The organism is Pseudomonas sp. KD5, assembly GCF_012932895.1.
In the GTDB taxonomy this organism is placed as follows: Bacteria; Pseudomonadota; Gammaproteobacteria; order Pseudomonadales; family Pseudomonadaceae; genus Aquipseudomonas.
The window spans coordinates 219,377-234,227 of record NZ_JDWJ01000010.1 but is presented as its reverse complement, the minus strand read 5'-3'; the positions used below and the strand labels follow the sequence as shown (position 1 = coordinate 234,227).

The 14,851-nt window shown below is 58.9% G+C and carries 13 protein-coding genes, 1 tRNA gene and 1 pseudogene; 11 read left to right on the top strand and 4 right to left on the bottom strand.

Going from position 1 to position 14,851, the window contains the following annotated elements; all coding sequences use genetic code 11:
• Window positions 1-56 precede the first annotated feature (56 nt).
• The 5 genes from rbfA to AF70_RS22335 all read left to right on the top strand — a co-directional run bounded on the left by rbfA (window position 57) and on the right by AF70_RS22335 (window position 4,290).
• Window positions 57-458, top strand: coding sequence for a 30S ribosome-binding factor RbfA (gene rbfA, locus AF70_RS22355; protein ID WP_028939914.1), 402 nt, complete (start codon window positions 57-59; stop codon window positions 456-458).
• 3 nt (window positions 459-461) lie between these two features.
• Window positions 462-1,379 carry a tRNA pseudouridine(55) synthase TruB gene (truB, locus tag AF70_RS22350; RefSeq protein WP_007933551.1) on the top strand — a complete coding sequence of 306 codons (918 nt, stop codon included), beginning with the start codon at window positions 462-464 and terminating at the stop codon, window positions 1,377-1,379.
• A gap of 117 nt (window positions 1,380-1,496) precedes the next feature.
• The gene (rpsO, locus tag AF70_RS22345) at window positions 1,497-1,766 is read left to right on the top strand and encodes a 30S ribosomal protein S15 (protein WP_011332409.1); all 270 of its coding nucleotides are present in this window, start codon (window positions 1,497-1,499) and stop codon (window positions 1,764-1,766) included.
• A gap of 198 nt (window positions 1,767-1,964) precedes the next feature.
• On the top strand, window positions 1,965-4,070 hold the full coding sequence (gene pnp / locus AF70_RS22340) for a polyribonucleotide nucleotidyltransferase (RefSeq protein WP_018929489.1): 2,106 nt from the start codon (window positions 1,965-1,967) through the stop codon (window positions 4,068-4,070).
• Between the two features lie 144 nt (window positions 4,071-4,214).
• Window positions 4,215-4,290 (top strand) — tRNA-Thr (locus AF70_RS22335).
• A gap of 19 nt (window positions 4,291-4,309) precedes the next feature.
• On the opposite strand, the gene AF70_RS22330 is transcribed toward AF70_RS22335, so the two are convergent.
• Window positions 4,310-4,855, bottom strand: a complete 546-nt coding sequence (locus tag AF70_RS22330; RefSeq protein WP_019582450.1) for a hypothetical protein — start codon at window positions 4,853-4,855, stop codon at window positions 4,310-4,312.
• 304 nt (window positions 4,856-5,159) lie between these two features.
• On the opposite strand from AF70_RS22330, the gene AF70_RS22325 reads away from it, so the two are divergent.
• Complete coding sequence (locus tag AF70_RS22325; RefSeq protein ID WP_019582449.1) at window positions 5,160-5,465, top strand: DUF6388 family protein; 306 nt, start codon at window positions 5,160-5,162, stop codon at window positions 5,463-5,465.
• A 51-nt stretch (window positions 5,466-5,516) separates the two neighbouring features.
• Here AF70_RS22325 and nadC read toward each other — a convergent pair whose 3' ends face one another.
• A complete protein-coding gene (gene nadC / locus AF70_RS22320; RefSeq protein ID WP_019582448.1) occupies window positions 5,517-6,365 on the bottom strand; it encodes a carboxylating nicotinate-nucleotide diphosphorylase in 849 nt (282 codons plus the stop codon).
• A 360-nt stretch (window positions 6,366-6,725) separates the two neighbouring features.
• Between nadC and AF70_RS22315 the strand changes: the two genes are divergently transcribed.
• The 5 genes and pseudogenes from AF70_RS22315 (at window position 6,726) to AF70_RS30105 (ending at window position 12,756) form a co-directional block, all read left to right on the top strand.
• Window positions 6,726-8,933, top strand: coding sequence for a DUF1631 domain-containing protein (locus tag AF70_RS22315; RefSeq protein ID WP_028939913.1), 2,208 nt, complete (start codon window positions 6,726-6,728; stop codon window positions 8,931-8,933).
• A gap of 64 nt (window positions 8,934-8,997) precedes the next feature.
• Entirely contained in the window at window positions 8,998-9,573 is a 576-nt protein-coding gene (gene ampD, locus AF70_RS22310; RefSeq protein ID WP_028939912.1) for a 1,6-anhydro-N-acetylmuramyl-L-alanine amidase AmpD, read from the top strand.
• Entirely contained in the window at window positions 9,570-10,406 is an 837-nt protein-coding gene (gene ampE, locus AF70_RS22305) for a regulatory signaling modulator protein AmpE (protein WP_028939911.1), read from the top strand. The genes ampD and ampE overlap by 4 nt, the downstream gene beginning before the upstream one ends.
• 352 nt (window positions 10,407-10,758) lie before the next feature.
• Window positions 10,759-11,850 (top strand): annotated as a pseudogene (locus tag AF70_RS30110) (methyl-accepting chemotaxis protein); the annotation flags it as partial.
• A complete protein-coding gene (locus AF70_RS30105) occupies window positions 11,827-12,756 on the top strand; it encodes a methyl-accepting chemotaxis protein (RefSeq protein ID WP_371929211.1) in 930 nt (309 codons plus the stop codon). The pseudogene AF70_RS30110 and the gene AF70_RS30105, both read left to right, overlap by 24 nt.
• 35 nt (window positions 12,757-12,791) lie before the next feature.
• Here AF70_RS30105 and AF70_RS22295 read toward each other — a convergent pair whose 3' ends face one another.
• Together AF70_RS22295 and cra are read right to left on the bottom strand one after the other, a co-directional pair.
• The gene (locus AF70_RS22295; RefSeq protein ID WP_028939909.1) at window positions 12,792-13,568 is read right to left on the bottom strand and encodes a TatD family hydrolase; all 777 of its coding nucleotides are present in this window, start codon (window positions 13,566-13,568) and stop codon (window positions 12,792-12,794) included.
• Window positions 13,569-13,571: 3 nt separating this feature from the next.
• Window positions 13,572-14,567, bottom strand: coding sequence for a catabolite repressor/activator (gene cra / locus AF70_RS22290; protein ID WP_018929498.1), 996 nt, complete (start codon window positions 14,565-14,567; stop codon window positions 13,572-13,574).
• Window positions 14,568-14,851: the final 284 nt, after the last annotated feature.

The following is a 14,851-nucleotide window of genomic DNA, read 5'->3' as shown; positions in this document are numbered from 1 at the left end:
TTTGCCGCTTTCAGACCCTTCGGGTTTCACCGTGGGGCAGTAACAGGTAACAAGACATGGCAAAAGAATATAGCCGTACCCAACGTATCGGCGATCAGATGCAGCGTGAGCTGGCACAGCTGATCCGTCGTGAAGTCAAAGACCCGCGCGTCGGGCTGGTCACCATTACCGCTGTTGAAGTCAGCCGTGACGTCGGCCACGCCAAGATCTTCATCACTGTGATGGGGCAGGACAGCCGCGACGACATCGCGCAAAGCATCAAGGTGCTCAACTCCGCCGCCGGTTTCCTGCGCATGCAGTTGGCTCGCGAGATGAAATTGCGCAGCGTTCCACAGTTGCACTTCCATTACGACGAAAGTGTCGTGCGTGGTGCGCACCTGTCGGCCCTGATCGAACGCGCGGTGGCTGAAGACAGTCAGCACCCGGTAGCGGCTGAACCCGAAGACGCCAAGGAGTAATCGGTGGCTCAGGTCAAACGTATCCGTCGTAACGTCAGCGGTATCATCCTGCTCGACAAGCCGTTGGGGTTCACTTCCAACGCGGCGTTGCAGAAGGTCCGCTGGTTGCTCAATGCCGAGAAGGCCGGGCACACCGGCAGTCTCGATCCGCTGGCCACCGGCGTGTTGCCGTTGTGCTTCGGCGAGGCCACCAAGTTCTCGCAATACCTGCTCGATTCCGACAAAGGTTATGAAACCCTGGCGCAACTGGGCAAGACCACCACCACGGCGGATGCCGAAGGTGAGGTTTTGCTGGAACGTCCGGTGACCGTTGGTCGTGCCGATATCGAAGCTGTGTTGCCGAAATTTCGTGGGCAAATCAGTCAGATACCGCCGATGTACTCGGCACTCAAGCGCGATGGGCAGCCGCTGTACAAGCTGGCCCGTGCAGGTGAAGTAGTGGAGCGCGAACCGCGTTCTGTTACTATTGCGCGCTTGGAATTACTGGCCTTTGAGGGTGATACTGCGCGGCTTGCGGTGGATTGCAGCAAAGGCACCTATATCCGTACCCTGGTGGAGGATATCGGTGAGCAACTCGGTTGTGGCGCTTACGTGGCTGAATTGCGACGTACCCAGGCCGGGCCTTTCACGCTTGCACAGACCGTCACTCTGGAAGAGCTGGAAGCGGTACATGCCGAAGGCGGCAACGAAGCGGTCGACCGCTTCCTGATGCCATCGGACAGCGGCCTGCTGGATTGGCCACTGTTGCAGTTCTCGGAAGCGAGCGCGTTCTACTGGCTCAACGGCCAGCCGGTACGTGCCCCGGATGCACCGAAATTTGGCATGGTGCGGGTACAGGATCACAATGGTCGCTTCATCGGTATCGGTGAAGTGAGCGAAGACGGGCGCATCGCGCCACGTCGACTGATTCGGTCAGAATGACCGAACGAGGGTGGCTGTTAACAGGCACGGTCACTACTCATTTTTAGATACAGGGATTTGTCCCTGGCCTGTTGAAACTGTTTTTCTGAAACAGTTTCCTGATAAAAGGATTGCCTCATGGCTCTCGACGTTCAAGAAAAAGCTCAAATCGTAGCTGACTACCAGCAAGCTGTTGGTGACACTGGTTCGCCAGAAGTGCAAGTTGCACTGCTGACCGCCAACATCAACAAACTGCAAGGTCACTTCAAGGCCAACGGTAAAGATCACCACTCCCGTCGTGGTCTGATCCGCATGGTTAACCAGCGTCGTAAGCTGCTGGACTACCTGAAAGGCAAGGACGTGAGCCGTTACAGCGCTCTGATCGCTCGCCTGGGTCTGCGTCGCTAATAAGCGATTGCGCTAGAGGTTGGTTGTTTGCTGTGTGCCAGCGGGTTTCCCGCAGGTACATGGCAGGCTCCCAGCCTCAAGTTTTATCTGGACAATAGTTTTACCCTGGACAATGACAGTCGGGCCGATTCCCGGCGTTGCCCACGAATTTCGCAAGAAGACAAGTTCCCCCAAGAGCCACAAAGAAGGTAGGACACCGTGAACCCGGTAATCAAAAAATTCCAGTTCGGTCAGTCGACCGTTACCCTCGAGACTGGCCGTATCGCCCGTCAGGCCTCCGGCGCAGTATTGGTCACCGTTGACGACGACGTCAGCGTATTGGTGACCGTAGTCGGTGCCAAACAAGCCGATCCAGGCAAGGGCTTCTTCCCTCTGTCTGTTCACTACCAGGAAAAGACTTACGCCGCCGGCAAGATCCCTGGCGGTTTCTTCAAGCGTGAAGGCCGTCCTTCCGAGAAAGAAACCCTGACTTCCCGACTGATCGACCGTCCGATCCGTCCACTGTTCCCTGAAGGTTTCATGAACGAAGTGCAGGTTGTCTGCACCGTCGTTTCCACCAGCAAGAAGACCGATCCGGACATCGCTGCGATGATCGGTACCTCGGCTGCGCTGGCTATCTCCGGCATTCCTTTCGATGGCCCGATCGGCGCTGCCCGCGTTGCGTTCCACGAAAGCACCGGCTACCTGCTGAACCCGACTTACGAGCAACTGAAAGCTTCGAGCCTGGACATGGTCGTTGCCGGTACTTCGGAAGCCGTGTTGATGGTTGAATCGGAAGCCAAAGAGCTGACCGAAGACCAGATGCTGGGCGCGGTACTGTTTGCTCACGACGAGTTCCAGGTGGTGATCAACGCCGTTAAAGAACTGGCCGCTGAAGCTGCCAAGCCGACCTGGGCCTGGGCTCCTCAGCCAGAAGCCACTGCTCTGCTGGGTGCTATCCGTGCCGAGTTCGGCGAAGCGATCTCCCAGGCTTACACCATCACCATCAAGGCCGACCGTTACGCTCGCTTGGGCGAACTGAAAGACCAAGTGGTTGCCAAGCTGTCCGGTGAAGAAGGCCAGCCTTCCGCTGCTGACGTCAAAGCTGCTTTCGGCGAAATCGAATACCGCACCGTTCGCGAAAACATCGTTAACGGCAAGCCACGTATCGACGGCCGCGACACCCGCACCGTACGTCCGCTGAACATCGAAGTGGGTGTTCTGCCGAAGACCCACGGTTCGGCACTGTTCACCCGTGGCGAAACCCAGGCTCTGGTCGTCGCGACACTGGGCACCGCCCGTGACGCACAGCTGCTGGACACCCTGGAAGGCGAGAAAAAAGACCCGTTCATGCTGCACTACAACTTCCCTCCGTTCTCGGTAGGCGAGTGTGGTCGCATGGGTGGCGCTGGTCGTCGCGAAATCGGTCACGGCCGTCTGGCCCGTCGTTCGGTTCAGGCCATGCTGCCTGCTGCCGACGTGTTCCCGTACACCATCCGTGTCGTATCGGAAATCACTGAGTCCAACGGTTCGAGCTCCATGGCTTCGGTCTGCGGCGCTTCCCTGGCGCTGATGGACGCCGGTGTACCGATGAAGGCACCGGTTGCCGGTATCGCCATGGGTCTGGTTAAAGAAGGCGAGAAATTCGCCGTCCTGACTGACATCCTGGGTGACGAAGACCACCTGGGCGACATGGACTTCAAAGTAGCCGGTACCGCCAAAGGTGTTACCGCGCTGCAGATGGACATCAAGATCAAGGGCATCACCGAAGAAATCATGGAAATCGCTCTGGGCCAAGCCCTGGAAGCGCGCCTGAACATCCTCGGTCAGATGAACCAGATCATTGGCCAGTCGCGTACCGAACTGTCGGAAAACGCTCCGACCATGATCGCGATGAAAATCGACACCGACAAAATCCGTGATGTCATCGGTAAAGGCGGCGCGACCATTCGTGCGATCTGTGAAGAGACCAAGGCTTCGATCGACATCGAAGACGACGGCTCGATCAAGATCTTCGGCGAAACCAAGGAAGCGGCTGAAGCTGCACGTCAGCGCGTTCTGGGCATCACCGCTGAAGCTGAAATCGGCAAGATCTACGTAGGTAAGGTTGAGCGCATCGTCGACTTCGGCGCATTCGTTAACATCCTGCCAGGCAAGGACGGTCTGGTTCACATCTCGATGCTGAGCGATGCTCGTGTAGAGAAAGTGACCGACATCCTGAAAGAAGGCCAGGAAGTGGAAGTTCTGGTACTGGACGTGGACAACCGCGGCCGTATCAAGCTGTCCATCAAAGACGTAGCAGCGGCCAAGGCTTCGGGCGTTTAATTACCCCCGCGCCAACCGCTTCAACGTTATAAAAAATGCCCCGCCGTGAAAACGGCGGGGCATTTTTTTGTGCAGGAAAGATCTTTCCATTTTGCGGTGTGCGAAGTTGCCGGACATCGAGACCAGTGCTAGGTTTAGCCCACAGCCCGTGTAGCTCAGCCGGTAGAGCAGCGCACTCGTAACGCGAAGGTCGCAGGTTCGATTCCTGTCTCGGGCACCATTTCCCCCCCCCCCCCCGCTTACTTCACCTTTCTGCTCAGCTCCTCGACGGTGCGCTTGAGCTGATCCGTCGCGCGATCCTGGTCGTTGATCTTCTGTTTCAGGCTGGAGATCTCGCTGTTGTTCGAGCTGGAGCTGGAACCGCTGTTGCGATTGAGCTCTTCCACTTGTTTGGTGAGAGTGTTCAGGTCGCGTTCCTGTTCATTGACCGTGCGCTTGAGATCATCAATCTCCTTGCTGCTGGAGCTGGTGCTGGAACCACTGTTGCGTTTGAGCTCTTCAATCTGACGGGCCTGTTCGCTGATGGTGCGCTTCTGGCTTTCCAGTTCGCTGGCATTGGCCTTCACGGTTTTTTGCAGGTTTTCCAGATCATCGATGCTGACACTGGTTCTGACGAGCGTGTCCTTGCCGTATGAATTGTGCAGGGCGGAGATTTTGTCGGAATACAGCGCAGGGTCAGAGGCGACTTCGACAGCCGCTTGAGCTGCGCTGGCCAATGCCAGGCTGCCGAGCAGCAGGGTAGCAGCGGCAAGACGGGTAGACGAAAGCTTCGAAAAACTGCGCATCACTGGGGTTCCTTGTGAAGTGCCTATATGGCACATCGCTATGACTTGGGATTTGAATTTATGTTCCCCGAGGTCTCCAGCATCTATTGCACACAGCTTTTTGCGGGATAGATGTAAAGAGCCGTGTAAATCGTCGGCAAAACGTCCTATATTCGTTGCCTGCATGAGCATCGCCCAGCAGTTTTCAGATGATCCCGAATGGTTCTGAAGGCCAGACAAACCGGGTTTCAAACGGTTTTTTTGCGTCAGAGAGATCCTTGATGATCCAGATCCATCTTCCATTCCCCAGATCAGCGAGAACGCCATGACCGTTAAAGAATTGACCCAAGAAGCCAGACACGAAGAAGCCCTGAAAAAGTACGTACTGGATGCACCCCAGTTACTGGAAGAGATCAAGGACTTGCCTGCCGACGATCAGAAGGACCAGATCCAGTGGGCGTTCGAGGATGAGGCAGAAGCCCAGGGTTTGCAGCCTTGGGAACTGACGCTCAAGTACACATCAAGCCCCGAAGAGTTCGAGGCCGCGCGCCTGGCACTGCACAAGGAGGCGGCCGAGGTGTTGGGCGTCGAGTGGGAAGAGTACTGCGAGATGAACAATCTGGTGGTCTGAAAAAAACGCCAGCCTTCATGAGGCTGGCGTTTTTCATTATCAGGGGTGTGATCAGAGACTCAGTCGCATCGACAGGTCTACGGCCTTCACATCCTTGGTCATCGCACCAATCGAAATGTAATCCACCCCGGTTTGCGCAATCGGCAGCAACGTACTTTCGTTGATGCCGCCACTGGCCTCCAGTTTTGCCTTGCCGGCGTTCAGGCGCACGGCTTCGCGCATGTCATCCAGGCTCAGTTCATCGAGCATGATGATGTCGGCTCCCGCTGCCAGGGCTTCTTTGAGCTCCGTCAGGTTCTCCACTTCGATCTCCACTGGTTTGCCCGGAGCGATCTTGTGCGCGGCAGCAATAGCCTCAGGGATGCCACCGCAGGCGGCGATATGGTTTTCCTTGATCAGGAAGGCGTCATACAGGCCGATGCGGTGGTTGTAGCAACCGCCGCAGGTCACGGCGTATTTCTGGGCCAGACGCAGCCCCGGCAGGGTTTTGCGGGTATCGAGCAACTTCACTTGGGTTTGGGCGACGAAATCCGCCAGGTACTGCGCGCGAGTGGCCACGCCCGAGAGCAGTTGCAGGAAGTTCAGTGCGCTGCGTTCGCCGGTGAGCAGCGAGCGTGCCGGGCCTTCGAGGTGGAACAGCGCCTGATTGGGTTTCACCCGTTCGCCATCGCTCACCTGCCAGTGCACGGCGACCCGCGGATCCAGCTGCCGAAACACGGCATCGACCCATGCAGTGCCGCTGATGACGGCAGCGTCGCGGGTGATGATGGTGGCTTTGGCCAGACGTTCGGCCGGGATCAGTTGCGCGGTGATGTCGCCGCTGCCGATGTCCTCGAGCAACGCACGGCGCACGTTGGCTTCGATTTCGGCGGTCAAATCGGCGAGACGTAGATTCGGCATAACGGGCTCCACAAACAAAGTGGCCCGATTATAGGGCCATGGCGCGAGGCAACCCAAGGCATCAACAACCATCCCGTCGTTCGCAAACCTGCATTTGGTCGATTCGCGTGAGCAATTGACTCTAAGCAAGGGTCTTTCATAAACGTCTGTTTCTTTGGGAGCGCAGAGTCTGCTGGCACAAGAGAGGTCTTTTGCAGATAATTCTGCCTTGCATTTGACGTCATAGCTTTGACGTACCTTTGGATTCCCGATTATTGAATGACAGCGGGTGTGCGATGTACTCCGCTGAACGCCGGCTGTGTGGCCAGCGTGCTCGATCTTTCTTACCGAACCGAAGAATCACCGTTTCAGGAGGCTTGGATGCACAACGACGGGAATGTAGTGCCTTTGCACAAGGCGACTACCGATCAGGCGACTCATTCGCTGCTCGCCCGCCTGCCCGTGATTCTGCTTCAGGTTCGCGACAAAGCTGCCCAACAGCTCAAGCAGGGTTTGCAGGAGCTGTTCGATAACGCCGACGACACCTTGTTCGAAATGGCCGACCGGGCCCGGAATGATGTCGAGCAAAACATCTTCTTCGAAGCTATGCGCGATTTGCGCCTCAAGCGCAAAAATATCGAGCGCGGTTTTCTCGAGCAGTTCGTCGAGGCTTTCCTCAGGCTCACGCAGTGCGACACCTCACAGGCTGCCTTGCCCCGGGCATTGGCTTTCGATACCTCGGTGTCGCTATCCCATGACGACATGGAGCGTAATGTGGCGGTGGAGGTTATGGTCGGCAAAGTGCTGAACCGCGATGGCTTCGCCCTCGACCAGCTCACCGCCCGACTGAGCACCTTGCTGGGCAAGAAACTGGTCGAACAGCACAACCCCTTGGGGCCGACGCTGCTCTGTGAGTATTTCCTGCAGGCGGGGCGCAACCTGGGGATGGAGATCAAGGTCAAGCTGATCATCCTCAAGCTGTTCGAGCGCTACGTGCTCAGCAACGCCGATCAGCTCTACGCCGAAGCCAATCAACTGCTGATCGCCACCGGTGTGCTGCCGGACCTCAAGCCCGCCCCGGCGCGACGTGCCACCGATCGAGCGGCTGCCAGTGCTCACGCCGACCCTGTCGAGGCAGGGAGTCGCAGCGGCAATCCACAGGTTGACGAGGGCGTTCAGGAAGTCTTCGCCGCCTTGCAGGAGTTGCTGCTCCATGTGCGCGGCAGCGTTGCGCCGACCCTGGAGGTCAGTGCCCGGACCCAGCCCATTTCTACCCGCGATCTGCTGCGACTGCTCTCGCACTTGCAGCAATATGTGCCGGCGCTGGCGGTTCAGGACGACTTCGACCTGCGCAACCAGCTCGAACTGCTGCTGACCCGGGTCAGCGTCAAAAGCGGCAGGTTGCGGGTGGTCGGAGTGGCCGATGAAGACGTGATCAACCTGATCGCCATGCTCTTCGAATGCATTCTCGATGACCGCAACCTGCCGGACTCCCTCAAGGCGCTGATTGGCCGCTTGCAGATTCCGATGCTGAAAGTCGCGGTGCTCGACAAGAGTTTTTTCAGCCGCAGCAGCCATCCCGCCCGGCGCTTGCTCAACGAAATCGCCGCGGCGGCCATGGGCTGGGGCGAGTGCGATGACCATCAGCGCGACAGTCTGTACCTGCGCATTGAGCAGGTGGTGCAACGCTTGTTGAACGACTTTGTCGATGATCCGGCGATCTTTTCCGAACTGCTGGCGGATTTCCTCGCCTTCACCAATGACGAGCGTCGTCGCAGTGAATTGCTGGAGCAGCGCACCCGAGACGCCGAAGAAGGCCGTGCCAGGACCGAACTGGCCCGTCAGCGCGTCGAGCAGGCGTTGAATCAGGTGTTGGTGGGCAAGGTTTTGCCGCACAGCGTGGTGGTGTTTGTTCAGGAGGCCTGGAGCAAAGTGCTGTTGCTGACCGGCCTCAAGCACGGTGATCAGTCCGCCGAATGGCACGCCGATGTGCAGACCATGGAGCAGTTGATCTGGAGCGTGCAACGCCATGACGAACCCGATGCGAGCCTGCGCTTGTTGGCGCTGGTGCCAGGGTTGCTCAAGTCGTTGCGCGATGGGCTGAACAGCTCGGCATTCGACCCGTTCGCTACCAGCGAGTTTTTCAGCGAGCTGGAAGGCCTGCACGTTCAACTGTTTGAACGTCCGAGCCAGAACAGCACGCCTGTCGAGGGGCCGATGATGGTCGAGGTGCAGGAGGAAATCGTGCTTCGCACTGCTGACGAAGGCCCGGTCGAAACGGCCTCGGTGCGTTTGCCGGAGGATGATGCCGCGCTACTGCAAGTCGATCAACTGCGCCCGGGGTGCTGGGTCGAGTTTCAGGAAGACGAGGAAAACACCCTGCGTTGTAAATTGACGGCAATCATTGAATCCACCGGCAAGTACATCTTTGTCGACCGTACCGGAATGAAAGTGCTGGAGCACAACCGTACCGGCCTGGCCCTGGAGTTTCGGCGTGGCGCGGTGCGCACGCTGGACGACACCTTGCTGTTCGATCGGGCGCTGGAATCGGTGCTGGGCAACCTGCGGCGTCTCAATCGCGGCAAGTGATCGCGCGCCGAGGGCCTATCGCGGCATACTGGGCGCCAACACAGTCGTCGTTGAAGGAGCCTGTATGCAGTTGGACCCCGCGAGTGGTTGGTGTCAGGGTGTGCGTTTATGCCCTTCGCCCAACTTCAATGCGCGCCCCGAGGGCGAGATTTCCCTGCTGGTGATCCACAACATCAGTCTGCCGCCCGCGCAGTTTCTGACCGGCAAGGTGCAGGAATTTTTCCAGAATCGTCTGGATGTCACGGAACATCCCTACTTTGCAGGGATCGCCGACCTGCGGGTGTCTGCGCACTTTCTGATTGAACGTGACGGCACCGTCACTCAGTTTGTCTCTTGTCTTGAGCGCGCCTGGCACGCCGGCGTTTCGTGTTTCGAGGGGCGGGAAACCTGTAACGATTTTTCCGTGGGCATCGAGCTTGAAGGCACGGATGATCTACCGTTTACCGATGCGCAATATCAGGCGTTGACGACTCTGACCCGACAGCTGCAAAGCGCCTTCACGGGTATCACCGCACAACGTATCTGCGGGCATAGCGACATTGCACCCGGGCGCAAGACTGATCCGGGACCGGCGTTTGACTGGGCACGCTATCGTGCGGCCCTGGCAAAAGCCGCTCAGGAAGAAGAGGAGCAACAATGAGTTTTCTGGTGCTGCTGTTAGCGGTATGGATCGAGAAATTCTCGGCCCTGCGCCATCGGGTTCAACGTGATGCGGGTTGGGTACGCGAGCTGAACAAGCTTGAAGTGAGCCCACGCATGACCAGCCGTCCGTGGCTGATACTGGTGGTGCTGGTGTTGTTGCCGGTGGCGCTGCTGGGGTTGCTGTTGGTGGTGCTGGACCCGGTGGCCTATGGCTTGCTGGCGTTGCCCGTGCACCTGTTGGTGGTGATTTACAGTCTGGGGCGTGGCGATCTGCTGGCCGGCCTGGGGCCGTTTCGCGATGCCTGGCGCCGGGAAGACCTGCAGGCTGCCGCCCATGTGGCCAAACGCGACCTGGATATCTGCGCCGACAGTGGCGAGCAACTGCTGGAGCGGGTGCAAGGGCATTTGCTGTGGGAGGCCTATCAGAGCTTTTTCGCGGTGATCTTCTGGTACTTCCTGCTGGGCCCGGTCGCGGCCCTGAGCTATCGACTGCTGGCGCTGGCCGAAGAGCATGGGCAAAACCCGGCCGTGGTCGAGCGCGCGACACAACTGCGCCACGCGTTCGATTGGGTGCCGGTGCGGTTGCTGGCAGCGAGCTTCGCGCTGGTCGGCAACTTTGTCGCGGTCAGCCGGGTGATGCTGCATGAGCTGCTGAACTGGAACATCAGCGCCGCCCAACTGATAGAGAAGGTCGGACTGGTTGCCGGTGAAATTCCGGCGCCGGTGGTCGGCCCGGATGGCATCAACAGCCTGGACCGGATCTGGGAACTGCTGCTGCGCGCGGCGGTGCTTTGGTATGCCGGTTTTGCGTTGTGGACTGTTTTGTCCTGACTCCACTCTACGGCGAACGCTTTTGTGGCGAGGGGGCTTGCCCCCGTTGGGTCGCGAAGCGTCCCCAGCGTCAGTCCAGACAATCGTGTTGTCTGGATTTACGACTGCTTCGCAGCCGAACGGGGGCAAGCCCCCTCGCCACAGGGATATCACTTGCCTGAAAGGGCATCTTCTGTCCGAAGAAAAGGCACCCCGCCGTTAACCTTAAGTTACAAAACCTCCCTCCGATTTAGGCTATACAGAGGCAGCGCCAATAGTGGCTATCTGCTGTCTCTGCGCGCCTGCCAATAAAAATAAGAAATCAAAGGGAGACTTCACAGTGAAGAGCTTGCTCTATCCCGCCGTCGCGCTGATGAACCGCTTGAGCTTCGGCATGAAGTTCAGCCTGATCAGCGTGCTGTTCCTCGTCCCGATGCTGGTGACCAACTTCTATCTGGTGCGCGACTCCTATCGCGAATTCCAGGGCACTCGAGTCGAACTGCAGAGCCTCGACCTGCTGGGCAGCGGCCTGAACCTGCGTCGGGACCTGGAGACCCTGAACAACCTGGTGCAGATCAACGTCATCCTCGGCCAGTCCGGCAAGGCCAATCATGTCGAATCGACGATCAGTGCCCTGGAGCAAAGCGTCCTGAGCCGTTTGCAAGGGCTGGCGGCGATGACCACTGACCCGGAACAAATCACGTTTTTCGACGGCAAGCGCGACGAGATGATTGCCGCGTTCAAGGCCCAGCAAGCGGAAAACTCCCTGCAAAGCAAAAGTGCGCTGATCGGCAAGTTGCTCGGTAACGCGCAGATTTTCAGCCAGATCATCGCCAGTCAGGCCGGCCTGAGCCGCGACAGCCAGAGCGACATGCGTCAGCTGAGCGAACTCATTACCAACGTCACGCCGGCCGTCACCCAGACACTCGGCGAGGGCCGGGCGATGGGGTCTTACTCGCTGGGGCAGGGTTTTCTCAATTCGGCCTCGAGTACCCGATTCGATGAGTTGCTGGCGCAGATCGAAAAACTTCAGGCCGAATACGGCCTGAAGTTGAAGGATGCACTGGGCTCCAGTAAAGCCGCGCACGAAACCCTGGCGGCTCAGGCAGAAAGCAGCAAGGCCTCCCTGAAAAAGGCCAGTGAGCTGTTCGAAGAACAGGTGGTGATGGCCGATACCCTCGATGCGCCGTGGCAGGCCTTTTTCGATCAGGTCGCGGGCCTGATGGACCAGACCTATCAACTCAACGAAGCCACCCTGAAGTTTCTCGGTACCCAGTTGCAGCAGCGGCTGGAGCAGCACCGTACCCACATGGTGTTGCAGGTGGTGGCGCTGGCACTGGTGTTCGTGTTGATTTTTTACCTCTATGGCGGGTTCTACGCCTCGACCCGCACCACCCTCAAGCGTCTGGGCGCAGTGATGGACAAGGTGGCGGCTGGTGACATGACCGTGACCTTCAGCGCCAACAGCCGCGACGAACTGGGCGAGTTGGGCGAGGTGTTCACCGGTACCGTGAAGAAAATCCATGACCTGATCGAGCGAGTGGGGCAGACCGTCAGCGAGGTCGAGCGCCAGGCCGGGCAGGTCGAACACGTGTCCGCCCAGAGCAACCAGGCGGTGGCGGGGCAGCGTACACAGATCGAACAGGTCGCCACCGCGATGAACCAGATGTCGGCCACTTCCCTGGAGGTGGCGCGCAGTGCCTCCGCGGCCGTCAGTAGTGCCCACAGCGTCAATGACGAGACCATCAGCGGTCGCGGATTGGTGGAGTCCCAGCAGGGCAGCATCGCGGCACTGGCCAGCGAGATCGATCAGTCGGTGCGGGTGATCAATCAACTGGCCAGCGACAGTCAGTCCATCAGCCGTGTGCTGGAAGTGATCAAAAGCATTGCCGAACAGACCAACCTGCTGGCCCTCAATGCTGCGATCGAAGCCGCGCGAGCGGGTGAGCAGGGCCGTGGTTTTGCGGTGGTGGCGGATGAGGTGCGGACCCTGGCCAAGCGCACCCAGCAATCGACCGAAGAAATCGAGCAGATGATCACCAAACTGCACAGCGGTGTCGGTGCGGCGGTCAAGGCAATGGGCACCAGCCATCAGATGGCCAACGGCACCGTCGGGCAGTCGGAAAAGGTTCAGCAGGCGCTGGAAAACATCCTCGGCGCCGTCGGCATGATCGTCGACCAGAATCAGCAGATCGCCGCTGCGGTAGAGCAGCAGACCGCTGTGGCTCACGACATCGACCAGAACATCGTCGAGATCAACCGCGCCGGGGAGCGGACCGCCGAAGGTGCGCACCAGACCGAGAATGCGAGCCGAGCACTGTCGGCGCAGGTGGTGGAGCTCAAGCAGTTGATCAGTGCGTTCCGGGTTTGATGCCACGAAGCAGTTCAAATGTGGGAATCAACGGATTACCAGTTGAACAACTCACAGGCATTGGCCGTGCTGGCAGCGGCCAGTTGTTCCGGGCTGATCGTCATGAGGGCGGCCAGTGCCTCACAGATCGCCGGCAAATGGGCCGGGCTGTTGCGTTGGCCGGGGAACATGGCGGGGGCCATGTCCGGTGAGTCGGTTTCCAGTACCACCGATTCAAGGGGCAAACCGGCAATCACCCGGTGCATGCGCAAGGCCTGCGGCCAGGTCGCGGCGCCGCCGAGGCCGAGTTTGAAACCGAGCTTGATGTATTCGCGAGCCTCTTCCTGACTGCCGGCGAAGGCATGAATGATCCCCGCCCGTTTCAAGCGAAACCGTTTGAGTGTGGCGATCACCGCTGCGTGGCTGCGTCGCACATGAATCAATGCTGGAAGATTGAAGTCCGCCGCCAGTTGCAGTTGGGCGTCGAACAGCGTTTGCTGACGTTCACGATCCAGAGTTTCGATGAAGTAATCCAGACCGATCTCGCCCACCGCGCATAGCTGGCGATGGCCCGCTAACCTCGTCAGCCAGTCACCGAGCTCGGTCAAATCTTCAGGGCGATGCTCATCCAGATACACCGGGTGCAAACCAAACGCCGCGTGCAGATCGGGATCGCTTTGCACCAGCTCCCAGACCCGCTGCCAATTGGCCTGATACACCCCCAGCACCACCATCCGCCGCACGCCGAGGGCGCGGCTCTCGGCCAGCAGCGCCTGACGATCCGGGTCGAAGTCCGGAAAGTCCAGGTGAGTGTGGGTGTCGATCAGTTCCATGGTTCAGTCCTGAAGAATACGCTGCTTGAACGTCCGCGCGATGGCCTGCACGCCGGGCTGGTAATCGGCCTGTTCGATGGCGGTCACTGCCAGTTCCAGGGCTTTGTCGGCGATCAGTTGATGCTGCTGGGCCATGGCGTTGACCGGCAGCGGCAGGAAGTCCAGCAACTGCGTATCACCAAAGGTGCCCAGGCGCAGCGGGCGGCTTTTCAGCGGGAAATCGTGCAAGGCATCGAACACGCCCTGAAGCAGCACGTAGGAGGTGGTCACCAGCGCATCCGGCAAATGGCCCAGGCGTTGGATCAATTCTTCCATCAGTTGTTTGCCGCACTCACGGCTGAACGACTCGCCGTGCTCGATCAGCGCCTCGCCTTTGAAACCGTTCAGCGCCTCCTTGAAGCCCGCTGCCCGCTCCTGGCTGATACTCAATTCGGGGCGTGCGCCGAGCAGCGCGATCTGTTTTGGCAGCGGGGTCAGCAGGCTGCGGGTCAGGTGCAGGCTGGCTTCGCGATCATCGCTGATCACCGAGCAGAAATGCTCGGGCTCCATCACCCGGTCGATGGCGATGATCGGAATGCCTTTGGCCTGTAACTGGCGATAGCTGTCGTCACCGGCCGGCAGGCAACTGGCGACGATCAGCGCATCGCAGCGGCGGGCGCGGAACAGTTGCAGCAATTGCCGTTCGCTGTCCGGCGCATCGTCGGAGCTGGCGATCAGCAGCTGATAGCCGCGCGCCCGGGCGCCTTGTTCCAGCAGTTTGGCGATTCGCGCGTAACTGGGGTTTTCCAGGTCCGGCAGAATGAAGCCCAGGGTGCGGGTGTGCCGACTGCGCAGCCCGGCGGCCTGTGGGTTGGGCGTGAAGCCATGTTGTTCGACCACTGCCCGCACGCGCTCGACAGTGGCGCTGCTGATGCGTTGCTGTTCGGCCTTGCCATTGATGACGTAACTGGCGGTGGTCACGGAGACACCGGCCAATTGTGCAATATCACTGAGTTTCAACCCGGTATTCCTTGTTTTTAGAGCGTGCCCCGACATTTTCGCCAATCCTACCCGATTGAGGCAGGCGACCATTGTCGCAGCACATCCGATAATTGGACTTCAAGGATGAGACATTATCGAGTAACGTGCCTAAGATTCTAGATTAAACGTTTCAGCAGGCGTATTTTCTACGTTATAGGTCGCTTTGGCCGGTTCTGCCGCGAAACCGCCAAAACTGCGTCTGAAAAGGTGTTCTCAAAACGCCTAAGCTGAATCAATCAAAACAATACCTGGCGTCACACGGC